The 24,537-nt window shown below is 32.5% G+C and carries 25 protein-coding genes; 17 read left to right on the top strand and 8 right to left on the bottom strand.

Annotated elements, in window-relative coordinates; translation table 11 throughout:
• Positions 1-99 precede the first annotated feature (99 nt).
• The 3 genes from yidC to ACYUJ6_RS08760 all read right to left on the bottom strand — a co-directional run bounded on the left by yidC (position 100) and on the right by ACYUJ6_RS08760 (position 2,084).
• Positions 100-741, bottom strand: coding sequence for a membrane protein insertase YidC (gene yidC / locus ACYUJ6_RS08770; RefSeq protein WP_461842426.1), 642 nt, complete (start codon positions 739-741; stop codon positions 100-102).
• A 603-nt stretch (positions 742-1,344) separates the two neighbouring features.
• Positions 1,345-1,761 (bottom strand): DUF1048 domain-containing protein, encoded by a 417-nt coding sequence (locus tag ACYUJ6_RS08765; RefSeq protein ID WP_461842425.1) that lies wholly within the window; start codon positions 1,759-1,761, stop codon positions 1,345-1,347.
• 2 nt (positions 1,762-1,763) lie between these two features.
• Positions 1,764-2,084 carry a PadR family transcriptional regulator gene (locus tag ACYUJ6_RS08760; RefSeq protein ID WP_106011088.1) on the bottom strand — a complete coding sequence of 107 codons (321 nt, stop codon included), beginning with the start codon at positions 2,082-2,084 and terminating at the stop codon, positions 1,764-1,766.
• 625 nt (positions 2,085-2,709) lie between these two features.
• Between ACYUJ6_RS08760 and ACYUJ6_RS08755 the strand changes: the two genes are divergently transcribed.
• The 7 genes from ACYUJ6_RS08755 (at position 2,710) to ACYUJ6_RS08725 (ending at position 7,711) form a co-directional block, all read left to right on the top strand.
• Complete coding sequence (locus tag ACYUJ6_RS08755) at positions 2,710-3,045, top strand: YnfA family protein (protein WP_106009494.1); 336 nt, start codon at positions 2,710-2,712, stop codon at positions 3,043-3,045.
• A gap of 357 nt (positions 3,046-3,402) precedes the next feature.
• Positions 3,403-4,200: a methyltetrahydrofolate cobalamin methyltransferase gene (locus ACYUJ6_RS08750; RefSeq protein WP_461842424.1), complete on the top strand. Its 798-nt coding sequence runs from the start codon at positions 3,403-3,405 to the stop codon at positions 4,198-4,200.
• A gap of 49 nt (positions 4,201-4,249) precedes the next feature.
• The gene (locus ACYUJ6_RS08745) at positions 4,250-4,858 is read left to right on the top strand and encodes a GTP-binding protein (RefSeq protein ID WP_461842423.1); all 609 of its coding nucleotides are present in this window, start codon (positions 4,250-4,252) and stop codon (positions 4,856-4,858) included.
• Complete coding sequence (locus tag ACYUJ6_RS08740) at positions 4,851-5,312, top strand: hypothetical protein (protein WP_461842422.1); 462 nt, start codon at positions 4,851-4,853, stop codon at positions 5,310-5,312. Before ACYUJ6_RS08745 ends, ACYUJ6_RS08740 begins: the two co-directional genes overlap by 8 nt.
• A gap of 19 nt (positions 5,313-5,331) precedes the next feature.
• Entirely contained in the window at positions 5,332-5,889 is a 558-nt protein-coding gene (locus ACYUJ6_RS08735; protein ID WP_461842421.1) for a DUF2284 domain-containing protein, read from the top strand.
• 89 nt (positions 5,890-5,978) lie between these two features.
• A complete protein-coding gene (locus ACYUJ6_RS08730; RefSeq protein WP_461842420.1) occupies positions 5,979-6,611 on the top strand; it encodes a cobalamin B12-binding domain-containing protein in 633 nt (210 codons plus the stop codon).
• Complete coding sequence (locus ACYUJ6_RS08725; protein WP_461842419.1) at positions 6,608-7,711, top strand: uroporphyrinogen decarboxylase family protein; 1,104 nt, start codon at positions 6,608-6,610, stop codon at positions 7,709-7,711. The genes ACYUJ6_RS08730 and ACYUJ6_RS08725 overlap by 4 nt, the downstream gene beginning before the upstream one ends.
• Before the next feature lie 92 nt (positions 7,712-7,803).
• Here ACYUJ6_RS08725 and ACYUJ6_RS08720 read toward each other — a convergent pair whose 3' ends face one another.
• Together ACYUJ6_RS08720 and ACYUJ6_RS08715 are read right to left on the bottom strand one after the other, a co-directional pair.
• Positions 7,804-9,645: an ASKHA domain-containing protein gene (locus ACYUJ6_RS08720; RefSeq protein ID WP_461842418.1), complete on the bottom strand. Its 1,842-nt coding sequence runs from the start codon at positions 9,643-9,645 to the stop codon at positions 7,804-7,806.
• Positions 9,638-11,206: a PucR family transcriptional regulator gene (locus ACYUJ6_RS08715; protein WP_461842417.1), complete on the bottom strand. Its 1,569-nt coding sequence runs from the start codon at positions 11,204-11,206 to the stop codon at positions 9,638-9,640. Before ACYUJ6_RS08715 ends, ACYUJ6_RS08720 begins: the two co-directional genes overlap by 8 nt.
• A 284-nt stretch (positions 11,207-11,490) precedes the next feature.
• On the opposite strand from ACYUJ6_RS08715, the gene ACYUJ6_RS08710 reads away from it, so the two are divergent.
• The 3 genes from ACYUJ6_RS08710 to ACYUJ6_RS08700 all read left to right on the top strand — a co-directional run bounded on the left by ACYUJ6_RS08710 (position 11,491) and on the right by ACYUJ6_RS08700 (position 14,057).
• A complete protein-coding gene (locus ACYUJ6_RS08710) occupies positions 11,491-12,117 on the top strand; it encodes a cobalamin B12-binding domain-containing protein (protein WP_461842416.1) in 627 nt (208 codons plus the stop codon).
• 137 nt (positions 12,118-12,254) lie between these two features.
• Complete coding sequence (gene metA / locus ACYUJ6_RS08705; RefSeq protein ID WP_461842415.1) at positions 12,255-13,199, top strand: homoserine O-acetyltransferase MetA; 945 nt, start codon at positions 12,255-12,257, stop codon at positions 13,197-13,199.
• Positions 13,200-13,244: 45 nt separating this feature from the next.
• Positions 13,245-14,057 (top strand): purine-nucleoside phosphorylase, encoded by an 813-nt coding sequence (locus ACYUJ6_RS08700; protein ID WP_461842414.1) that lies wholly within the window; start codon positions 13,245-13,247, stop codon positions 14,055-14,057.
• Positions 14,058-14,092: 35 nt separating this feature from the next.
• On the opposite strand, the gene ACYUJ6_RS08695 is transcribed toward ACYUJ6_RS08700, so the two are convergent.
• The gene (locus ACYUJ6_RS08695; protein ID WP_461842413.1) at positions 14,093-14,761 is read right to left on the bottom strand and encodes a helix-turn-helix domain-containing protein; all 669 of its coding nucleotides are present in this window, start codon (positions 14,759-14,761) and stop codon (positions 14,093-14,095) included.
• A 208-nt stretch (positions 14,762-14,969) separates the two neighbouring features.
• On the opposite strand from ACYUJ6_RS08695, the gene ACYUJ6_RS08690 reads away from it, so the two are divergent.
• Both ACYUJ6_RS08690 and ACYUJ6_RS08685 read left to right on the top strand, forming a co-directional pair.
• Positions 14,970-16,250: an NRAMP family divalent metal transporter gene (locus ACYUJ6_RS08690; RefSeq protein ID WP_461842412.1), complete on the top strand. Its 1,281-nt coding sequence runs from the start codon at positions 14,970-14,972 to the stop codon at positions 16,248-16,250.
• Between the two features lie 118 nt (positions 16,251-16,368).
• The gene (locus tag ACYUJ6_RS08685) at positions 16,369-17,727 is read left to right on the top strand and encodes a Na+/H+ antiporter NhaC family protein (protein ID WP_461842411.1); all 1,359 of its coding nucleotides are present in this window, start codon (positions 16,369-16,371) and stop codon (positions 17,725-17,727) included.
• Here the strand turns inward: ACYUJ6_RS08685 and ACYUJ6_RS08680 are convergent.
• Positions 17,713-19,566 carry an Nramp family divalent metal transporter gene (locus ACYUJ6_RS08680; RefSeq protein WP_461842410.1) on the bottom strand — a complete coding sequence of 618 codons (1,854 nt, stop codon included), beginning with the start codon at positions 19,564-19,566 and terminating at the stop codon, positions 17,713-17,715. The genes ACYUJ6_RS08685 and ACYUJ6_RS08680 overlap by 15 nt on opposite strands.
• Before the next feature lie 172 nt (positions 19,567-19,738).
• Here ACYUJ6_RS08680 and infC point away from each other — a divergent pair, with 172 nt between their 5' ends.
• The 5 genes from infC (at position 19,739) to ACYUJ6_RS08655 (ending at position 23,549) form a co-directional block, all read left to right on the top strand.
• Entirely contained in the window at positions 19,739-20,269 is a 531-nt protein-coding gene (gene infC, locus ACYUJ6_RS08675; RefSeq protein ID WP_461842409.1) for a translation initiation factor IF-3, read from the top strand.
• Positions 20,270-20,718: 449 nt separating this feature from the next.
• Positions 20,719-20,928, top strand: a complete 210-nt coding sequence (locus ACYUJ6_RS08670; protein WP_461842408.1) for a FeoA family protein — start codon at positions 20,719-20,721, stop codon at positions 20,926-20,928.
• 39 nt (positions 20,929-20,967) lie between these two features.
• Positions 20,968-21,189 carry a FeoA family protein gene (locus ACYUJ6_RS08665; protein WP_461842407.1) on the top strand — a complete coding sequence of 74 codons (222 nt, stop codon included), beginning with the start codon at positions 20,968-20,970 and terminating at the stop codon, positions 21,187-21,189.
• A gap of 58 nt (positions 21,190-21,247) precedes the next feature.
• Positions 21,248-23,404, top strand: coding sequence for a ferrous iron transport protein B (gene feoB / locus ACYUJ6_RS08660; protein WP_461842406.1), 2,157 nt, complete (start codon positions 21,248-21,250; stop codon positions 23,402-23,404).
• 1 nt (position 23,405) lies between these two features.
• Positions 23,406-23,549, top strand: a complete 144-nt coding sequence (locus ACYUJ6_RS08655) for a FeoB-associated Cys-rich membrane protein (RefSeq protein ID WP_461842405.1) — start codon at positions 23,406-23,408, stop codon at positions 23,547-23,549.
• A gap of 60 nt (positions 23,550-23,609) precedes the next feature.
• On the opposite strand, the gene ACYUJ6_RS08650 is transcribed toward ACYUJ6_RS08655, so the two are convergent.
• Positions 23,610-24,533: a response regulator gene (locus tag ACYUJ6_RS08650; RefSeq protein ID WP_461842404.1), complete on the bottom strand. Its 924-nt coding sequence runs from the start codon at positions 24,531-24,533 to the stop codon at positions 23,610-23,612.
• Positions 24,534-24,537 lie beyond the last annotated feature (4 nt).

The following is a 24,537-nucleotide window of genomic DNA, read 5'->3' as shown; positions in this document are numbered from 1 at the left end:
ATATTAGCAGTAAAATAAAATTACCCGAGGGTGATTTGAAACAGGATTATTGTTTCTAAATCTCTCGGGCAGCAAAATTTTACGGACTGAATTTAAATATTAATTCAAAGGTTTATCTTTCATGTATAACCTGTAGCCTATTTCTTCAAATAGTGAAAATAAGCTGGTAGTTATGAAATATAATCCTATGGCAACTGGAGCTTTAATTGTAATAAATATGCTGAAAATGATTATAAATATAAGGTTTGACTTTGTCATTTTCACCCATTCTACTGTTTTCAAATATTTTATATATGAAAGTAAATTGGGGCTTAATGATATAAGTGCATATATTAAGGGAATTATAAAATATTTATCTGGCGTTTTAATGCTGGCTATCCAGGGAATAATAATTGTACCAACATTTACAGGCATTTTTATAATGACAAAATATAGTGAGGATATTATGGGCAATTGCAGCAGACTTACAAAGCATCCCAGCATGCTTTTAGTACTTTGTCTATAATATTTTTGCATTTCTGATTCAAGTTTTTTCTTGTTGTTTTTGTATTTTTCTTTTATGCCGCTAATTTTTTTTGACAATATATGCTGCTGAACAATACTTGTTTTTTGTTTTATTGATACAGGCAGAAGTACAACCCTAACTGTTACCGTCAATAGTACAATTGCGATTCCCAGATCCCCGGTAAGATTAAAAAGATAGTGAAGCAAGGTATTTAGCAGATTAAAAATGATGTTCATAAAGTTCTCTCCTCTTTTAATATATTTGGTTTGTTAGGATACATCATTTTTAATTAAAGGTACACAAAAAATCTCCATATGCTGTATTTTTCATAGACAGTATATTCATCTACAGTCATACCCTCTGAATATTTCAAGCTTTCTCTCCACGTACAGGTAATTAATTTATAATTTACCTTTTTTATATCATTCTTGTATGAATATAAAATACAGGAAAGGAAACCAGCTATGAAAAAAAAAATTAAAATAAGTTGAAGTATATTTACAATATCCAATTTCATAGTATTTTACCTTTTGTAGTATATTTTTTGTAGACTTCAATTAATACTATTATTAATAGTATTATTGCTGCATAGGGAAGTACTTTGTATAAAGCTACGGTGTAACTGAGAATTTCACTGCCCAGTAATTTCTCGAATATAAGATTTAATAATCCAACACAAAGCAATGCTGAAAGAAATGAATAACAAGCTGATTTAGTCAATCCTTTATTTATCATGTAAAATCTTTGAGGAAGATAAAATATCCATGAAGTTTTTTGCCTTTCTTTTTTTGATGCAGGTACAATGATAAGTGAGATGATATTTGCCAGTATAAGCTGGTTTATGTTGATGCCAAAATCAAGGGGCTGTGGTTTATGTTGATGCCAAAATCAAGGGGCTGGCTGATTATTCCTCCTAACAGCGTCATGAATGCTGAAATCAAAATCGTCCACAGAAAAAATTTCTGCATATAATCTAATGAAGTGTAAACTGCGCTTCTGCCGCTGCTGTATTCTTGAATAACTGATTTGCAGAATTCTTTATAATTTTGTCCGATAATCAAGTCCGCAGATTTATTTTCCATTTGTGCCTGCAATATCATATCTATAATTTGCTGGAGAATTTCTTCCTTTTCAATTGTTCTTAAATTGCTGTTTTGAATATAAACCGTAATACTTTTGTATAAGTATAAGTTGGTGCTGTTTAATTTTTTTTGTTCTTTCAATCTTATTTTTTTAAACCGCCATCCTGATAACATAATCATTCCTCCAATACATTGTCAATACTCTGTCTGATTTTCTTCCAGGATAATATAAAGTTTTCCAATTCTTTAATACCTTCACCGGTAAGATAATAATATTTTCTCATAGGACCCAGTGGAGATTTTTTCATAACAGAGTAAAGCAATTTTTTCTTTTCCAGTCTTATAAGTATAGGATAAACACTTCCTTCTTGGATTTCCTCAAAACCATAATTAACCAGGTTTTCACATATTTCATAACCATAGGTTTCGCGGCCGTTTACTATTTTCAAAATACAACCTTCCAGTAATCCCTTTAATATTTGGGTAGTATTGGACACATAATCACCTACCTTGTATTGTATAATAGTATATGTAAATTATATATCTGCTACTATGTATTGTCAAGTAGATGGAAACAATAAAATCAACGGATATTTAAATAAACAATAATGTATCGTCAGGAGGAGATTATTTTGTATAACTATAATTGAGATATGATAAAAGTATATAATATTTACATTATAAATATTATGTAAATATACTATAAAGTAAACCAAACAACAAAAAATATATGACTTTTTTTATTTATTATACAATCTTGTAGTAACTTGTGCTGAAATAAAGGATGCTATTAGAATCCCTGCGGCTAAAAGTCCGTATACCTTCATATTTATATTGGCAGGAATTTTTGTGGGAATTATAATAGCAGATGAGATAAAAAACTTATGGGTATAGTAGATCAATGTATTGCGAAGTAGGATCTTAATAAACAAAATCACTGGACATTTGAATAAGCAATAATGTATTATATAAATTGGTAATTATATATAATAATAGATTAAACATTTTCCTTATATTTCCAGGGAAATTTTGAGAGTAGAATTATAGTTTTCTATAATATATGTAAAGTAATTATTGGATTCAGGTGGAGTTTTCTAATCAAGAATTAAGAGGGTGTTATCAGTGGAAATACTTAAATCAATATTTTATTTTATATTAGCAGGGTTATTTGAAATAGGAGGAGGATATTTCGTATGGCTGTGGCTCAGGGATGGTAAAAGCATATGGTACGGTTTAGCTGGAGCTGTAAGCTTAATAATTTATGGAGTAGTACCCACATTGCAACCACCAGGCGCTAGTTTTGGACGGGTATATGCAGCATATGGTGGAATATTTATCCTTCTTTCAATCCTATGGGGATGGAAAATAGATAATGTTGTTCCTGATAAGTTTGATTTAATTGGAGGAGCCATTGCGCTTATCGGAGTTTTAGTAATCATGTATTATCCAAGAGGATAGGAATTTATTGATTTATAATTAATACTACTGCAAAATACCAGTCATATATATAGATGACTGGTATTTTGCATATTTCCCAGGAAAACCCTCACCGTATATTTATTTCCAGACTGCTGTGTCTTTAATAGGAGACAGTGAATTTTATTATTATTTAGTCTTTCATGTTTTTGCTAAATAGTGATATATACAAACAATTTTTAGAAGGATATATAAGGATACATTATGTATAAATAAATATAGTAAAATTAATCATTATGTAAGATGAATTTACAGAATATATATGCTATTCTATGTTTACACAATAGTTTTTTAAACTTACAATAATGTAAATGTTTTAATTAAAGGGAGGCAGAGTAAATGGAAATTATAGGAGAATTAATAAATACCAGTAGAAAATTAATATCTGAAGCTGTGAAAAAGAAAGATGGACAATATATAAAAGATATTGCGAAGCTCCAGCAGGATAGTGGAGCCACATATATTGATGTGAACTGTGGTACATTTATGCAGACTGAAGTTGAAACTATGGAATGGTTAGTGGACAATGTGCTTCAGGGATGCAGCTTACCTCTTTGTATAGATAGTCCCAATCCCCTTGCCTTAAATGCTGGACTTAAAAAAGCACAAAAGGATAAGCCTATGATAAATTCTATAACAGGTGAGGATGAAAGATGGAAGGCAGTGCTTCCGCTGATAAAAAAATATAATTCCAAAATTATAGCTCTTTGTATTGATAATACGGGAATGCCCAAAACACAAAAGGATAGGCTTAGAATTGCAGAGTATCTTATTACCAGACTTACAGGTGAGGGGATTGATATTAATGACATATATATAGATCCTCTTATAAAACCTATAAGTGCAGGAGAAAAGCATGGAGTAGAAGTACTTGATGCCATACAAGAAATTATGGGAAAATATCCTGGAGTACACACTGTCTGTGGACTTACAAATATATCCTACAGCCTTCCTGCAAGAAAACTACTAAATAGAACATTTATGGTACAGACTATGGCAAGGGGGATGGATTCGTATATCTTGGATCCAACAAATAATGAAATGAGAGGCTCACTTCTCGCATCTCAGGCACTTATGGGACAGGATAGATTTTCAAAAAAATTTATCAAAGGGTTCCGTGACGGTATATATAAATAGAAAATTTTAAATTTATATTTCATAATTTTAAAAAGGAGGGCAGAATGAAGTGAATTTAATCATTTTTGGTGGATTTCTTGGTTCAGGAAAAACAAGTTTAATATTGTCCCTTACACATTTCTTGGTAGAAAATAGACATTCGTCTAAATCCAATGTGGTGATCATTGAAAATGAAATTGGAGAAATTGGAATTGATGACAAGATTCTTGAATATCATGACTTAAGCGTTAAAGAATTGTTTTCAGGCTGTATATGCTGTCAGCTTTCCTCAGATTTAATAATTACTTTAAATGATATTCATGAGAAAATAAATCCTGAATGGGTGGTTGTTGAAACTACAGGATTAGCTTATCCGGGGAAAATATTAAGTACATTGAACAAATACGGAAAAAACATAGACAGTATAAAAATTGTAATCATAGTTGATGGAGAACGTTTTGAAGAACTGACGGCTGTAACACCTGTACTTATAAAAAACCAAATAGCTGATGGAGATATAGTGCTTATAAACAAAATAGATCTAGTTACGGAAGAAGAATTAAAGAAAGTAAAAAATTATGTGAAAGAGTTTAATCCAAAAGCTAGTTTGCATACGCTGTCTGCAAATACAAATGTGGATGACAGCATATGGAAAGAGGTGACTGAGAACTATGAATGATATTCATAATGGATCTTTCCATCATCATGATAGTGGAAAAAACTCCTGCAATCATCATCACCATCTTGATAATGATTATTCCCATGAAGATTTATATGGAGAATCAGAGGAAGTACCTGCAGTATTCTCATATTCCAATTCTTTTGAATTCAGGAATGAACTTGCTGGAGATGAAATAAAAAGTATCATTTTAGAATTTATAAAGGATATTAAAAAATGGGTGCAGGAAAACAAATATTTTATAGGGCACTTAAAGGTTTTTGTAAAAAGTGAAAATGATTTTAATATATGGATTGCTACTACTGGTAAAAAGATTAATGTAAAAGAATTATCTGGACAGGATGAAAATAACATTAAACACATTGATTTAAATATGGCGTTGATTATTTTTGGTACTGATGAGGAAACTTTAAGGGAAATGGTTTTGAAAAATCTTGACAAAAAATTTACTTAGAACTTGAAGGGGGAAATGTATGGAATCTAAATTTCAATCTTTGGTAGAAGAAGCACTTGAATTGAAAGCTGATCATGCAGCAATGATAGATGTATCTCAAATTAAATTTTATGAGGATGCCAGAAAAGCCTGTGAAAGGAATGTATGCGGCAATTATAACACTAATTGGATGGGTCCGCCGGCTGTAGGCCCCATTGATAAATTAATAGCTGAAGCTAAAAGATATAATGAAGGACTTTTGATACAGACAGTGCATCAACTGTCAGGTCCATTTGATTTAAAGGGAATGAAGGCTTCAGTTCAAGTTCATGAGGATATATTCAGAAAAATTCTTTCTCATGTAAAAAGTAAATATAAATTTGAAGAACTGCTTTCTTTAAGTGCTGGATGCTGCAGGCTTTGCAAAGTATGTACCTATATTGATGGAACCAAGTGCAGATTTCCAGACAAGGCACTTTCATCCTTAGAGGCATATGGGATTGATGTAATAGCACTGGAAAAAAGCTGTGGGATTCCATATTACAATGGATTAAATACAGTTTCTTGTGTGGGGTTAATACTTTTTAACGAAAATTAGTATTATTTAGTTAAATATTATTTTTAAAATATCCATAATAAAAAATGTTAACATCAAAATTTTTATATTTATTAAGGGGAGGATATGTTATGAGCAAAAAATTAGTTGATGCAATGTCAAATCTAGACGAAGATATGGTGCTTTCAGAAGTGAAGGCATTAAAAGAAGGAGGAACTGATCCACTTGAAATTATAGGTTATCTGCAGGAGGGTATGTCAATCGTTGGAGACAGATTTGAGAAAAAAGAGTATTTCCTTTCTGAGCTCATTATGTCTGCAGAAGTGTTTAATGAGGCTTCACAGCTAATTGGTGGAATCAGCAAATCCAGTGATTCCAAATATGGTAAATTTGTTATAGGCACCATATATGATGATATCCATGACATAGGGAAAAATATTGTATCTACCGTAATGAGAAGTAATGGATTTGAAGTGATAGATCTGGGAGTTGATGTGCCTACCTCAAAATACATTGAAGCCATAAAAAAGTACAATCCTAGGGTTATAGGAATATCCTGTCTTTTAACTACCTGTTTCAATAACATAAAGGAATGTATAAAAGCTATAGAAGATGCGGGACTTCGGAAGAATTTGAAAATATTAATAGGGGGAGGACCTGTAGATGAAGCAACAGGTAAATATGCAAATGCAGATATGGTATGTAAGGATGCCCAGCAAACTGTAGACTTTTGTAAAGGAATTATGGGAGGTGCAGCAAAATGAAAAGCAGCCAGGAATTATATAATGAACGTTTGAACATAATTATGAAAGCTGTAGCATTAAAGAAGCCTGATAGAGTACCAGTATGCATTTTGAATGATATGTTTGCTCCTAGGCATATGGGAGTCAAAATGAGTGATTACATTTCAGATGCAGCACTTTCAAACAAAACTATGATAGATTCAGCTGTTGAGTTGGGAGCAGATGCACTACAAGATGATTATATGGATCCAAGATTTCTAAGCCTGCTTTGGCTGGCAAAAGTAAAGCTTCCAGGAGTTGAGCTGCCGGAGGATAATTTATGGCAGGTTCAAGAAGAGGAACTTATGACAGTGGAAGATTATGATGTTATCATTGACAAAGGTTGGAATTACTTTGCATCTAATTTCTTTAAAAACAAGTTGGATAATTTGATGGAAAGGATTGCATCATCATTAGCCTATGCACCTCAGGCAAGGCAAAACTGTATTAATGCTGGCATAGTACCTTTATCTACTGGTCATGTTACTCCTCCTTTAGAAATGATCTGCGGTGCTCGTTCAATGACAAAATTTATGATAGATTTGTATAGAAGACCTGATAAAGTACAAGCAGCATTTGATGCAGCAATGGTCGATATTGTAGAAAACGCAAAAAAATCTTTTGCATCTAAACCTATAGGCGTATGGATTGGAGGCTGGCGTGCAGCTAGTCAATTCTTAAAACCGGAACTGTGGGAGCGATTTGTTTGGCCTTATATTAAGAAATTGACAGAAATAACAATAGAAGCAGGTGTTATACCTATATTCCATATGGATTCCGATTGGGAACGTGATCTTTCTTACTTTAGGGAATTTCCTAAAGGAAAATGTATTTTCTATCCTGATGGCGCTACAAATATTTTTAAGATAAAAGAAGTTTTGGGTGATTATATGTGTATCAATGGAGATGTACCACCATCACTTTTGACTCTTGGGACAGAAGAGGAAGTTTACAACTATAGTGTAAAGCTTATCAAGGAAATAGGTCCAGAAGGATTTATTCTCGGTCAGGGGTGTGATATACCTCTTAATGCCAAAGTTGAAAATGTAAAAGCCATGATTTCTGCTGCAATTGGAAAATAATTTTTAAGAACAGTGAAAAGTTAATAGTGAAGAGTATATAAAGAACAAGGTTCAAATATCAGATGCTATTTGAACTTTGTTCTTTCTCTTTTTTAAAACTGCATTCCCCGTGCAAATTCCAGATTAAAATGTTTTTGGGCCCCTAGTTCAATATAGGTGACTTTATTTGCAATCTCATCTGACCGTTCAAATTCAATTTGTGATAATAGAGCAAGCTTTGCACCGCTTCCGGCGGCATTTCCCACCATTTTGATTTTAGGTTCCAGTTCTTTTGGAATCAGGCCTATTGTGCAGGCACTGTGTGGATTCATATAATTACCAAAAGCACCGGCAAGAAGAACCTCTTTAATGTCATCTAGATTTATTTCAAGTTTTTCCACAAGTATTTTAATACCCGCCGAAATGGCTCCCTTTGCCAATTGAATTGAAGTGATGTCATTTTGTGTAATTAGTATAGGATTTCCATTAACTGTTTCAGATGCAGGTACCATTAAAAAGGCATTGGTACCATTATAAGTTATTATGCGATTACTATAGTTTTTTGCTGCAGGGTTTGTGAGTTTGTCCGGTGATAATAATTTACCTCTTTTATTTATAAGACCAGTTTTAACAAATCCTGCAATAATATCTAAAAGGCCGGAGCCGCATATGCCTCTTGGTTTTTCATTGCCGATGACTGTATAAGTCATTGATTCACCAAAACATACATGATCTATGGCTCCATTGGCTCCCCTCATTCCACTGCTTATCTGAGCTCCTTCAAAGGCAGGGCCTGCTGCTGTAGAACAGGATACAAGTTTCTTAGAAGACCCCAATACCATTTCACCGTTGGTGCCTATATCAACAGCTAATTTTATGTCTTTGCTTTTATCAATGTCCGTAGCCAAAATTACAGCTACCGTATCAGCTCCTACAAATCCAGCAATAGTAGGCAGTGCAAATACCCTTCCAGAAGGGTTTATATTCAGGTTCAGCTCTGGTGCATTTAATTTTATACTTTCATTTACTACAGGCACATAGGGAACGGCTGCTATGTATCGTGGAGTCAAGCCCAGAAAAAGATGATGCATGCAGGTGTTGCCTACTACAGTTAAGGCATATATATCATCTTTTTTTATATTTGATTTTTTTGAGACATCATCTATTAATTCATTTAATAACTTTAAAATAGTAGACTGGAGTAGTTTTAAACCATTTTCATTTTGGTTGGCATAGGTTGTACGGGAAATTACATCTGCACCGAATTTAATCTGGGGATTCAGTGAAGATGAAACAGCCAGTTCTTTTCCGGTATAGAGATCCATTAAATACCCAACCACAGTGGTAGTTCCGATGTCAAAAGCTATGCCAAACATTTTATGACTGGTATTACCTTTTTCTATTCCTAAAATTTCATTTTTATCAATTATTACAGTTACGTTATTATGTGCTTTACGAAGCTTGTCAGGCAATTGCTGTAAAATTGGAATTCCTATTTTTAAACCTCTATAATCAGGATTTTTTAGGATAAGTTTTTCCTTTAAACGGCTTAAGTCAGATTTTTGATGTTCCAGAGAAGGCAAGTCCAACTGGATGAAATCTTTTTTTAAAAGAGGGAGTATGGCAGAGTTCTTCTCAACAGATGATTGCAGTATATTATAATCTGTATTCTTTTCCATGTTTAATTCTACAAGCATATTGCTGTGAATTTCCGTAAGACAGGCTAAATGCATACCCTCTAAAATCTCATTTTTACTAAGGTGCTCTGATTCTTTTTGAAGTGCTTCAATTTTGGGGCTTAAAACTTTAACAAGACATTTTCCACATTTTCCTATTCCACCACAGGGAAAATCAAAGTTTAACCCTGATTTTACAAGTGCATCTTTAAGGGTGCTTCCTTCAGAAACGGAAACTTTATAATTTACAGGTTTAAAAGTAATTTCATAATTATTCATCAATAACACCTCCATGAATATCAATATATTTAAAAATTATAAAAGTCAGTGTAAGGCTAAAAATTGTAGTAATGTTATTTAAGTCTATGTTCATTATTTGTTGAATCCTTTTCAGACGATGAGACAAGGTACTCCGACAGATATTTAAGTTATTGGCTGTCTTCAATTGATTTTTTTCATTTGATAAATATATATATAGGCAGTGCACGTAATCTGTATTATTAATTTTATCATATTTTATCAGGGTAAATATTGAAGCGTGGCAAAATTTTTTCAAATCATCCTGCCGGGAACAGATTTCTAAAAGGTGGTATACTGCTAGATCCTCATAATAAAAAAGAAATTTGTTTTTTATAAGCCGTATTCCAAGCTCAATAGACTTTACTGATTGTTCATAGTATTTTTTTATATGGGCTATGTCATGAAAGCAGCGGCTTAGTCCGCCATAGATGTTATTGTTTTTAAAAAAATCTGTCAATCTTGAAAAGGTATATTCAATATTGAAAATTTTATCTTTACGATTTATTAGTACAACAATAAAATCATTATATATAATGGATTTACACCCTACAAGCATATAATCAACTGTGTCCATTACCTGCTGCAGTGAGGTATGTACAAACTTATTCTGGGGAACGGATATTACAAGTGTATATAAGTTGTAATTGAAATTTAAATCTAAAAATTTAAATCTTTCTTCAATTATTTTTTTATTGTTTTCATTACCATCAAGTAAGTCTATTATGAGATTTTCATATCTAAGGCCTTTTGCATTTTGAAAAAGCTTGTTTTTCTGCATTTCAGAAGATATTATTCTGCATAAAAGAATAATTAAATCCATGTCATCTCTGGAAAAAGGCTTCTCACATTCCAAAGACGTAAGATAGCCTATTACGGTATTGTTGATCTTTATATTTGATATTATTCTTGGAATTCTAAACTTTTCCTTATTCATAAAAATAGGAGAGCTGCTTTTATGAACTGTTTCTATAAATTTTTTGATGTTGTCTTTAGGTACAAAATCATAAGAGCAGTATCCTTTAGTTAAAAGTTCAACCCATATGGGATCATCCACTTTTACATCTTTTGAAGAAGCAATTAGTTTAAAACTTAGATCAAGGATACATATAGGATTTCCAAGAATCTCATATCCAACGTTTACAATATGTTCAATGCCCTTTCCACTAATTAACGCATTTAATAATTTGGATGAATTTATATCAAATTGCTGATATTTTATAATAATTTCCTGTATTTCATTAAAGATTTTGAATATATCTATTTTATTATCCAACACTATCAAATTTAACATAGGATTTTTTTTGTACTTAAAGGTAAAAGATTTATTTGTAATATAAAGTATATTAACAGGATTATTTTGATATAAAATCTTTGGAAAATTTGAACTTCTTACTATGTATAGATAATTTGGATTAAAAGAAGATTGATTTTCACTGAGAAATTTTACAGCTTTAATTGGTATATCTTCTTCTTGAGAAATATATAATTTGGGATTATAATTATTTATTTTACTTAAAAGATTATTTAGAGTTAAATTCATATTGAACACCTCTTATATAAAAATAATAAACTATTATGTATTGAAATTGAAGATATAATTTATAAATAATTGTTATAAATTTAGAATTTTAATAAAAGTAAGAAAATACATGTAAAATGTACATAATGTTTATTTTTATATTGAAATTTGTTCATTGTGTATGATGTTTTATTTATATATTTATGATAGTTTATATACATAAGTAAAAATCAATTACATGATTGAATTAATGTTTTATGATTTAAAAAGATTTATTTTTATAGATTAGAGGGCAGGGATGTTTTATGAGTAAAACACTTGTAAAAGCAATGGCAGAATTAAATGAAGATGCAGTTATTGAAGAGGTGAAATCCCTTATAAAAGATAATGTTCCCGTATTGGAGATTATCCAGTACTTACAGAAGGGAATTGAAATTGTAGGAAAAAATTTTGAGGAAAAAAAATATTTTATGTCCGAACTTATTATATCCGGGGAAATATTTAAAGAGGCATCACAAATACTTAAAAAGGAATTTCCTTCAAGAACTTCAGAACGTGGAAATTTTATTATAGGGACTATATATGGAGATATACATGATGTAGGCAAAAATATTGTCAGTACTGTTATGAGCAGTAATGGTTTTCATGTAATAGATCTGGGAACTGATGTATCTACTGAAGAATTTATAGAAGCAATTGAACAATACGAACCTAAGGCAGTGGCAATTACGTGTCTTCTTACAAATTGTTTTGATAATTTGAAGGAATGTATACAGTCAATTAAAAATAAGGGATTTAAGAAAAATTTGAAAATCTTAATTGGGGGAGGGCCTTTAGATGAGCATGTGCGTAAATATGTAAGGGCTGATATGTTGGGTAAAACCATTCAGGAAACTGTTAAATATTGTAAAAAGCTATATGCCCCGGATTAAATTATATATTTATTCTATTTGTCGGCCGCTGTTGTATTTATATAAGTTCCTATGTTATAATAGGGCTTAATAAAATTTATCATAATAAATTCCAAGGTTATTATAATAAAATAAATCTATACTTCAGAGGTGATAACATGCCGATAAAAATAAAAGATGACTTGCCGGCTGCTGAAATTTTAAATAATGAAAACATATTTGTCATGCCCGAAAATGTAGCATTTCATCAGGATATCAGGCCTCTTAAAATTGCAATTTTAAATTTGATGCCAATTAAGATTACCACAGAAGTTCAATTACTGAGACTTATAGGTAATACTGCATTACAGATTGAAGTTGAGTTACTCCATCCCAAAACTCATATATCCAAAAATACTTCAGAAGAATATTTAACCAATTTTTATAAGACTTTTGATGATGTAAAAGATGAAAAGTTTGATGGATTGATTATTACTGGAGCTCCCATAGAACATCTGGAATTTCAGCAGGTGAATTACTGGAAGGAGCTTGAGGATATAATGGAATGGAGTATACACAATGTATACTCCACTTTGCATATATGCTGGGGTGCACAAGCAGGACTTTATTATCACTATGATATACCCAAGTATATATTAAAGGAAAAAATGTTTGGAGTATTTAAGCATAAGGTTGTACAAAAAGGTGTAAAATTACTTAGGGGATTCGATGATGAATTTTTTGCACCTCATTCCAGATATACGGAAGTGAGAAGGGAAGATATTGAAAAAGTGGACGAACTAACTATATTGGCACAGTCAGAGGAAGCAGGAGTGTATTTGATTTTAGCTAAAAATGGGAGACAAATTTTTGTCACAGGACATTCCGAATATGATCCTCTTACTTTAAAATCGGAGTATTTAAGGGATATAGCAAAGGGTTCAAATATAAAGATACCGAAAAATTATTTTCCACAGGATGATCCTGAAAAAGAGCCTGTGGTAAAATGGAGGGGACATTCAAATTTATTGTTTTCAAATTGGCTTAATTATTATGTTTACCAGGAAACTCCATATGATTTAAATGAAATGAGACCTTTAAAAAAGCTGGATAAAATCAAATAAGTTAGGAGAGTGAAGACCGTTACTGTATTGGATTAACGGTATATTATGGATTTAAATATAAGAGAAGCAGTGAACTATATAAATTCAAATATGGAATTAAGACCTAAAATAGGAATTATACTGGGCTCAGGACTTGGAGGCATGGCTGATGAAATTCAAGATGCAAAAGTTTGTAAATACAGTGAAATACCCCATTTTCCCGTTTCTACAGTACAGGGGCATAAAAATCATTTTATTATAGGAAGGCTTCAGGGGAAAGTGGTAGTTGCCATGCAGGGAAGATTTCATTACTATGAGGGATATTCAATGAAGGAGGTAACCTTCCCCATTAGGGTGATGAAGATGATGGGTATTGAAACCCTCATAGTCACCAATGCTGCAGGGGGTATAAATAAAAATTATAATAGCGGAGATTTAATGCTTATAAAAGATCATATAAATTTATCCGGACAAAATCCCCTCATAGGACAGAATTTAGAAGAGTTTGGTCTTAGGTTTCCAGACATGTCAGAGGCTTATAATAGGGAATTTAGAAAAATCGCAAAAAAAACAGCATTGAAATTGAATATAAATCTTCAAGAGGGAGTATATGTATACACCACTGGACCGAGTTATGAGACACCGGCGGAGATCAATATGATGGGTATACTTGGAGGAGATGCAGTAGGAATGTCTACAGTTCCTGAGGTAATTGCAGCTAATCATAGTGGAATAAAAGTTATAGGAATATCTTGTATAACCAATATGGCAGCTGGAATATTAAATCATAGGCTCAGCCATGAAGAAGTTATAAAAACTTCTGTCTCTGCCAGTGAAAAGTTTATAACCTTTACTAAAGAATTAGTGAAGGTTATATAGGATATTGTATGAAATTCTAGTATAATGATGTCATACTATTTTTGAAGAAGTTTTTTGTCTTTGGCATTTACTTCTGCAATATGATGAAGTACTAATTTTATAGCTATGACATCATCTAAATATCCAAAAGGAAATATATAGTCAGGAATAATGTCCACTGAAAGTATAAAATACAACAGCCCGCTTCCAAGCAAAGTGTGAATTTCTTCTGAAGCAGTTTCATTACAAAATTTTTCGTACATCTGTTTTAACTCATCTACAAACAAACCACTTCCATTTATATCTTCTATTTTTTCTTTAAAATTTTTATATATGGTATTCCTGCCTTCTTTTGTAAGGGCATATCTTTTGTATTTCTCCAGTTCATCTTCTATTTTAGATAAATCATAGTGATAATCAAGTAGATTTGAAAATCTTAAAAGTTCTTGAATGTTTTTTATGAATGAAGGTGAGTTTAAAAAATTTTCATTTTTTAAAACATCTATGTCATATCCATCTGCTAACAATAATTTTTCTATGGGAACATTTAAATACTTGGAAAAAATTTGAAGATGATTCATATTCGCACGCTGTTTTCCATTTACAATCCTTGAAATAGTTGCAGTGTCTATTCCACTTAAAGCACTGAGTTTACGCATAGAAAGCAAATTTTTTTTTAACAAATCTCTAATAAGGGATCCTAGTTCGGATTTTTTTTGACACACACTTTATTCACTCCTTAATTCATTGGACAATTACCTAATCAGCAGATAATTATCTATAGTAAATTATATGCACTAAAGTATTAATTAGTATATAAATCTGTTGAAATTATTTCAACAATAATTGAAACATAAGCAACAATTCTTGTACAAAAGTATAGTATATATTAGTTGCAATTATCTCAACAATATATTCTGGAGGTACAATGAAATGAATCAATTAAATGAAAGTAGTTTAGATGGGTTTAATATAGATAATTCAAAATTCAAGTTTAATATATTATTATTGTCCCTGGTGGGTCCTGGAGTTCTGGCTGCAATGGGGGATAATGATGCAGGAGGAATAATTTCATATTGTGTAACGGGTGCCAAATTTGGAGTAAGCTTATTTATACCCTTGTCTATTTGCCTTAGTATACTAACTTATACAGTTCAAGAGATGTCCATGAGGCTTGGCACTGTCAGCCAGAAGGGATTTATCGCACTTATTGGTGAGTACTATGGCAACTTTTGGATGAAATATCATCTGTATACTTTACTTTTTCAAAATATTTTAATGCTTACTACTGAGTTTATGGGTATGACAGCAGGACTTATTGTAATGGGAATACCTCTTTGGATGGGAACAATAATTAGCCTGGGATTCATATTATCAATTATCACTTTTGCCGGTTATTTAAAAAAAGAGAGAATGGCACTCCTCATGGGTATTTTAAATGTGGTGTTTGTGTTTATTGCATTTATGACCAAACCTGATGTAACATCTATGATAAATGCTTTTTTAAACTGGAATTATCATGGCTATAGTCATAACCTATTGTGGTATATTGCTGCAATAGTAGGAAATTCAGTAGCGCCCTGGATGATATTTTTTCAAGGAAGCGCTTATATAGACAAAGGAGTAGTTGCAGAACACATTCATCTTGGTCGTATTGATATACGCATAGGGTGCATAGTTCAGGTAATAATAGCAGTCTGTATAATTATCTCCGGTACGGCATTATTTGGTGAAATTTCAAATATAGAAAATGCGGGACCCGCCTTGATAATAAATTCTCTTGCAGATCATATGGGAAAAGCTGCAGGTATACTATTTGCAGTGGGTATATTTAATGCAGGACTTCTTGCTTCAATTACAATAACTCTATCCTCATCCTGGTGTGCTGCAGAAGCCTTTAAATGGCCCCACAGCTTAAATAATAAGATAAGTGAAGCACCTAAGTTTTACGCTGTATACATTGGAAGTGTCATAGTGGCAGCTTTTATTGTTTTAATACCAAATCTTCCTTTAAATTATATGGCTCTTGCAACACAGGTTACAGGAGGTCTTTTAATAATACCCATATTGATTTTTTTAGTTGTGTTTACAAACAAGAAAGAAATAATGGGAAGGTATACCAACAGCTTATTTGTAAATATAAGAGCCTGCATAGTTACAGTTTTATTGATGGGCGCAGCTCTGTTTTTCATAGGGCATTACCTGATATGGTAATATATAAAGCACCATTGTTTCTGCAGCTTGCGCTTTGAATAACCGGATGTTACAATAAAAGGAAAAACCATGGTATAAGAACAGGCAAATTGATTTCAACTTTTAAGGGGGTCTAGAGGTGAAGAAAAAAATTTATAGGGGGAATAGGGTTGTAATTTTAGCTTTTACATTTACAGCAATTATAATATGTATAGTAACTGGGATTTATTTATTTTACGGTTTGTTCGCCAGTGTCATTTTTTCATCATGCCTGTTTATAAAGAGTGGTTTTACTTTTAAAGAACTTTTAACAATGATAAAAGATAGTCTTGTTGAATGTAGGGAATTGTTTATTTTAATGCTTTTGGTGGGTATAACTATTCCAATATGGTTTTCTTCGGGAATCATACCTGCCATGATGTTTTACGGATTTAATTATTTTATAGGGAAAAATTTAATATTTGCAGCATTTATATTTACCTCTATAGTTTCAGTTTTTATAGGGTCCTCCATTGCTTCTATAAGTACTATTGGAATTGCACTTCTGGGGCTTGGAAAGGTATTTCACGGACCGGATTATATTTTTTTAGGTGCAGTTGTTTCAGGTGCATTTTTGGCAGACAAGCTTTCTCCAATTTCAGGGCTGGTAAATCTTATGCTGTCTATTACCAAGGTATCTTATAGAAAGGCTTTAATTTCCATGTTCAAGATATTTTTACCCGCTTATGTATTTGCGTCAGTCATATACTTTTATATCGGTAAAAATTACATTGTAACCAATGGAAACTTAAGCAATTTTAAAAATTCCATCAGTGGAAATTTTTTCGTATCCCCACTGCCTTTATTGGTGCTGGCTGCTGTATTCATAATGTGCTTTTTTGGAATAAGAGTAGTTAAATCTCTGTCAATAGGCTTAATTGCAGGTATATTCATAAGTATATTCTTACAAAAAGTACCGGTGGTAAAAATTTTTGGATACATATTTTTTGGTTACAGTAAGACTACTAATTCTCAGGAACTAAATAAAATATTAACTGGAGGTGGAATTGAATCTGTAATTGGCATACTTTTCATAATAATGATGGCCATTGCTTTGAGCAGTATATTCAAAGGTACGGGTTTTATAAACCCAATAGTAGATAAAATAATTGCCAATGTTAAGGATCCGGGAGAGCTTGTTGTAAAAACCGGAATTATAAGTGGAATGCTGACCGTATTATGTGATCAAAGTGTAGGGGTAATAATGCCGGGAGAATTATTAAGAAATAAATATGAAAAATTGAAGGTTCCAAACCATGTCCTGGCAAGAACCATATCCGATACTGGAATTATTATAGCTCCGCTTATACCCTGGAATGGAAATTCCCTGTTTATTCTGGCACTTACAGGAATATCTTCAATTAAGTATTCACCTTATGCATTTCTCTGTTACATATTACCCATAGTTACTTTTATTTCAGGAATATTTTATAAAAAATTATCTTCATTTTGCAATTAAAATAGGAATGGACAACTTATGTTTTACTTTATCTGTTATTGTACCGAATAGTATATCAGATATGCCATGATGACCATGGGTGCCGAATATAAGCAAATCTGCAGAATGTTTTTTTACAATTTCAGCTAGAGATTTTTCTGCCTTGCCATATCCTATTTCTGATATAACATTTTCAAAACCCAGTGATTTTAATTTTTTAACATAGATATTAAGTCTTTCAATGTCCTGTTTACTTTCAATATCGTTTGCTTTTGTGCCATAGATGTTGGCACTTACGCTTTCTACTATATGGATTAAGATCAGATTACTGTCTTTACTGCAAAAATTTACGGCATGGGATAATATGTCTTTGTCATTTTTACTAAAATCCAGAGCCAGTGCAATTTTGGTGTAAGGTTTAATTTTATTTATTTCAGGAAAGAGTATATCACCGTGAATGTCAATTACATTTCTGTTTCCTGTGCCATGGATTATAGGTTCCAATATTATATAGATAAGTAAAATACCAAGTAATATACAAATTGTTATAGGCAGATATTCAATGGATTTTAAACTGCCATTGGACATCCATTCTCCCAGGGTTTCAATAACCAGTTTTACATTTAGATATATTATTAAAATAGATAAAATCCATGCCAGTATTTGTGCTTTTCTGGATATTACAAAATTCTTCATTAAATCTTTACTGCTGACGAAATGTATAAGGGGAACCAGGGCAAAAGCCAGCTGAAGACTTAATACGACCTGGCTTAGTATAAGAAGTTCCCCGGTAGCTGAATCACCAAAGTATAGTATAGTTAAAATTGAGGGAATTATTGCAAGTATTCTTGTAATAAGCCTTCTTACCCAGGGCTGAACTCTAAGATGTATGAAACCTTCCATTACAATTTGTCCTGCATAAGTACCCGTTATAGTTGAAGATTGTCCGGCGGCAATTAGAGCCACACCAAATAAAATAGGGGCCAGAGTATTTCCCAAAATAGGTTCTAAAAGTTTGTGTGCTTTTAGAATATCGTCCACGCCATAGTTACCGCTTTTATGAAATACTGAAGCAGCTAATATAAGTATTGCGGCATTTACAAGAAAAGCCAGGTTTAAGGCTACTAGTGAATCTATGTTATTGAATTTGACGGCTTGTTTCAAACCATCCTCTGTTCTCTCAATATTTCTCGTCTGTACAATGGAAGAGTGGAGGTAGAGATTGTGAGGCATTATAGTAGCACCTATTATGCCTATGGCTACAAAGAGTGCATCTTTATTTGGAAGGGTTGGGATAAAGCCTAAGGCTATTCCATGATAGTCCGGTTTTGATATGATTATTTCCATAAAAAAACTTATGCCGATTATGGCAATTAACCCGATTATAAAAGCTTCCATTTTTCTAATACCAAGTTTATCAAGAAGCAGCAGAAGCAGTGTGTCAAATCCGGTTATAATTACACCGTATATAAGAGGAAGATTAAATATTAGATTTAAGCCTATGGCCGTACCTAAAACTTCCGCAATATCTGTGGCGATAATTGCAATTTCACATAAAATCCACAGTATGTAATTTACAGTTTTATTGTAGTGACTCCTGCATGCCTGGGCTAAATCCTTACCTGTTATAATGCCGAGTCTTGCACAGAGAGTTTGAAAAAAAATTGCCATTATATTGGACATTAGTATTACCCATATGAGTTTATATCCAAATTTGCTTCCTCCCGCAATATCCGTAGCCCAGTTGCCGGGATCCATATAACCTACGCTTACCAGATATGCAGGGCCTATAAATGCCATTAACTTTTTATAAAAACTTTTTCCTTTGGGAATTTGGATTAAATTGTTGTTTTCCTTCATAAATATGCCTCCTTCAAAGTTAAGATAGGTCTTAAGCCTGTTAAATACTATTATAATAGCATTTAATATATTTTGCATTACTAAAATTTTATAAAAATTATGAGGGTATTTTGGGAAAGAACTGTATTTTGTAGTTGCAGAAGGGGAAATCCTTGGATATAATAATAAATAGATGATTTTAATTGTGGAGGTGTATATTATTAATAAAAATAATAATTTAAATGAACAGATTAGGGTAGAGAAAGTTAGATTAGTGGGGCAAAATGAGAGTACCATTTTAAAAACCAGGGAAGCCTTGGAGATGGCAAGAGAAAAGGGTATGGATTTAGTAATGGTTTCACCCCAGGCTAAACCTCCGGTGTGTAAAATAATGAATTACAGTAAGTTTCTCTATGAACAATCTAAAAAAGCTAAAATGGCCAGAAAAAATCAAAAAATTGTTGAAATGAAAGAAATTAGGTTAAGTGCTACTATCGAGTCAAACGATATAGAGATTAAAGCTACTAATGCCAGAAAATTTTTAGATAAAGGCGACAAAGTAAAAGTTTCTATAAGGTTTAGAGGAAGACAAAACAACTATACAAATTTAGGCAGAAGTGTCTTAAATGTATTTTTAAGTAAGGTTGGAGAAGATGTATCTGTAGAAAGAGCACCTAGACTGGAAGGTAATAATATGTTTATGATTTTGGCTCCTAAAAAGTAGTGCTTTCTAAGTAAAAATAGAGCAGTTAATCAGGACTTGATATTTTAGGTCCTGATTTTATTTTTTGCAGACTATTTGATGATATCAGGGTTATTTTTAGCAGCCACATATTTTGCCAACTCTATGAAAACAATTGGTATTTTCATAGAGTTGATTTTTTTGGTGGTGTTTATAATATTTAAAATATATTTTATTGGTAAAAAAATCCGTATATAGGAGAAATTGATACAATGAGCTGTCATTCATCTGACGGCTCATTGTATTGGTTTAAACCACACATATAGAATTAGAATTAATATGATACTAGTACTTTTAAAAAAATATTTACAAAAATAACTTTGTATATTATAATTAACACATATTATAAATGATATTGAATATCATTATCTTGTGTTAATGATATTCAATTAAAATATAACCTACATATAATTAGTGAAGGGGGAAATATTGTGCCAATAACAATGATAAAGGTAGGAGATACAAGCAGTATTAAAAATATTGTAGGCAGTGATGATACCCGCCGCCATCTTGAGCACCTAGGATTTGTCCTGGGGGAGAATATAACCGTAGTTGCTGATATAACTGGAAATCTGATTGTAAATGTAAAAGATGCCCGCATTGCTTTAAGCAAGTCAATGGCAAACAAGATTATAGTATAATGTAATTTTTCATCTGCATAAATGAAGGGAGATAATGATATGAAAACATTAAAGGATACTAAGTGTGGTGAAACAGTTACCATTATTAAGGTTCATGGAAAAGGTGCTGTTAAACGAAGATTTATGGACATGGGTTTGACCAAGGGAACAGAAGTTTTTATACGTAAGGTAGCTCCACTTGGAGATCCTGTGGAAATTAAGGTAAGAGGATATGAGCTCAGCTTGCGTAAAGAAGAAGCTACAATAGTGGAAATCAGCTGAATTGAGATTTATTGAATTGTAGATTTTAAATAATTGACGTCAATTAGGAGGGATGTAAATGTCAATTAAAATTGCTCTTGCCGGTAATCCAAACAGTGGTAAGACAACCATGTTTAATGATTTGACAGGAAGTTCACAGTATGTGGGCAACTGGCCAGGTGTTACAGTAGAAAAAAAGGAAGGTAAGCTAAAGGGTCATAAGGATGTAGTTATACAGGATTTACCCGGTATCTATTCTCTTTCACCTTATACGCTGGAAGAAGTGGTTTCAAGAAATTATCTGATTAATGAAAAGCCTGATTCAATTATAAATATTGTGGATGGCACCAATATTGAAAGAAACTTATATTTGACTACACAGCTTACAGAAATCGGAGTACCTGTTGTAATGGCTTTGAATATGATTGATATGGTTCGTAAAAACGGCGATACCATAGATATAAAAAAGCTGGGAGAAGACCTTGGCTGTGAAGTTGTTGAAACATCTGCATTGAAAGGTATTGGCTCCAAAGAGGTGGCGCAAAAAGCCATAGAGCTTGCTAAATCCAAAACTCTAAATACTTCATCTCATATCTTCTCGGAATATGTAGAGAAATCCCTGGCACAAATTGAAGGTATTGTCAAGGATAAGGTAAATAACTTAAATCCTCGTTGGCTTTCCATAAAATTATTTGAAAGAGATAAGAAAGTTTTAGAGCAGGTATCTCTTGATGAAAATGTAAAAAGACAGATTGAGGATGTAATTGCAGGTTGTGAAAAAAAGTTTGACGATGACAGCGAAAGTATTATCACAAATGAGCGTTATGCTTATATAAACAAGGTTATAAAGAGAGTCTTGTACAGAAAAAATAAGACTAAAATAAAAATGTCTGACAGAATTGACAGGATTGTAACCAATCGTGTTCTGGCCCTACCTATTTTCGTTGCAATTATGTTTTTGGTTTATTATCTTTCCATTTCAACGGTAGGAGGATGGATGACGGATTGGGTAAATGACAATCTGTTTGGTGATTTTGTACCAAACAATGTTCAGTGGATTTTAAATAGTCTTGGTACTGCTGCTTGGCTGAATTCCTTTATTTTAGATGGTATTGTTGCCGGCGTAGGTGCTGTGCTTGGATTTGTGCCTCAGATGATGGTGTTGTTTTTATGTCTTGCCATATTAGAAGACTGTGGTTATATGGCACGTATTGCTTTTATCATGGATAGATTTTTTAGAAGATTCGGGTTGTCAGGCAAGTCCTTTATTCCAATTCTTATTGGAACGGGTTGCGGTGTACCTGGCATTATGGCAAGCAGGACAATTGAAAATGAAAGTGATCGAAGAATGACTATTATTGTAACTACTTTTATCCCTTGCAGCGCAAAGTTACCTATTATTGCCTTAATTACAGGAGCATTGTTCAATGGAGCTCCTTGGGTTGCTACATCTGCATATTTTGTTGGAATTGCAGCAATTGTTATTTCAGGTATTATTCTCAAAAAAACAAAACTTTTTGCAGGAGATCCAGCTCCTTTTATAATGGAACTTCCGCCATATCATGTGCCAGGTGCCAAAGGTGTTCTAATCCACATGTGGGAGCGTTCCAAAGCTTTTATGAAAAAGGCAGGAACGGTAATACTTCTTGCCACTGTAGCAATATGGTTCTTAAGTTCCTTTAACTGGAGGCTGCAGATGGTTGATATAGAAAAATCAATTCTTGCAGGTATTGGAAATGTAATTGCACCTATATTTGCTCCGCTGGGATGGGACAATTGGAAGGCTGCAGTAGCTTCCATAAGTGGACTGATTGCAAAAGAAAATGTAGTAGGAACTTTTGGTATACTTTATGGATTCTCTGAAGTTGCTGAAGATGGTGCCCAGATGTGGGGAAACCTTCAATCATCATTTACTCTGCTTTCTGCATATTCATTTTTACTTTTCAATTTACTGTGTGCTCCTTGCTTTGCTGCCATTGGTGCAGTTCGTAATGAAATGGGTTCAGCAAAATGGACGTTGTTTTCTGTAGGTTATCAGTGTGTATTTGCTTATATTATAGCGTTGATTGTATTTCAAATTGGTTCATTGTTTACAGGTAGTGGATTTGGAGTTGGTACAGCTGTGGCTATTCTCTTAATTCTTGGATTGATCTATATGTTGTTTAAGAAACCTTATAAGGCTAAAGAGATTACTGATGAAATTGGTAATTCTATAAAGGAAAAAGAGGTGGTATAATATGGCGACATTTTTAGTTTCGGCAGTTATATTTGGCATTGTAGCATTTTCCGGATACAGGACTTACAAGTCCCATAGAAAAGGAGGAGGCTGCAGCTGCGGTTGCTCTGGCTGCAGTAAATCTGCTAATTACTCCAAGCATTAACAGTATGTATTAAAATAAAATTTCAATATAAAAAAGCACTAAAATTAATTTGGTGCTTTTTTATATTGAATTGAATTTAAGGTGTTTTTGAGATTCTAAATACAAGACTTTTATAAATTTCTTAACATTTATGTGAATAGTGGTATTTGAAGGAATGCTGTTTTGAAGCTCAAGCATTCTTTTCCTAATTTCAGTAAAATCAAAAAATTCCGCAGCATATTTTTCAAATTTAGGATTGGAATAATCAGTGAGACCAAGAGAAGCTATGTAATTTAACGACTGCATAACGGTTCTCCTGATTCTTTGCTCGGAAGCTTTAACCTCTTTTTTTATATTCATGGAATCAGCTTCTTTACCTAGTTTTTCCTCTGCAATACAAGTAAATAATTCTTTAAGGGGAGGAAAATTCTTTCCCGACGGCGTGTCACCTTCATGGGTATGTATATATTTCACAATGGAAAGTAAATCCTTGCTGCCGCTTTCGCCAATTATACCTAGATCACTTAAGATAAATTCGCTGTATTCTAAAATGTTTCTATTTATTATAGTTTTATGTTTTAGATTATCTACTTTTAAAAAATTTATGGTATCTTCAATATAATTTATAGATTTTTCAAGTTTTATGCGAGAAATGACCCTTTTTATAACTTCAATAACTTCCAGTTTATTTAAAGGTTTGGTAATATAATATTGAACTCCCAGCGAATAGGCCTTACCTATCATTTCCTTATTTTCTACTTGAGAAATCATTATTGATTTGCCTTTAAAGGAGGAATCCAGTTCGCTTATAGTTTGAAGACCATCTTTAATGGGCATTAAAAGATCAATTACAAGTATATCTACATTTTTAGTGAGTAGAAAATCACTGCATATCAAAGAGCCATTTACTGCTTCACCTACTACCTCTCCCAAATTGTTATCTTCAATAATTTCCCATAGCATTGAACGAATAGCTTCATCATCGTCTACAATAAAAAAATTCATATGA

It is taken from the genome of Clostridium sp. JNZ X4-2, from assembly GCF_054889485.1.
The sequence above is the reverse complement of the archived record's forward strand: the minus strand, read 5'-3'. Positions and strand labels throughout refer to the sequence as shown.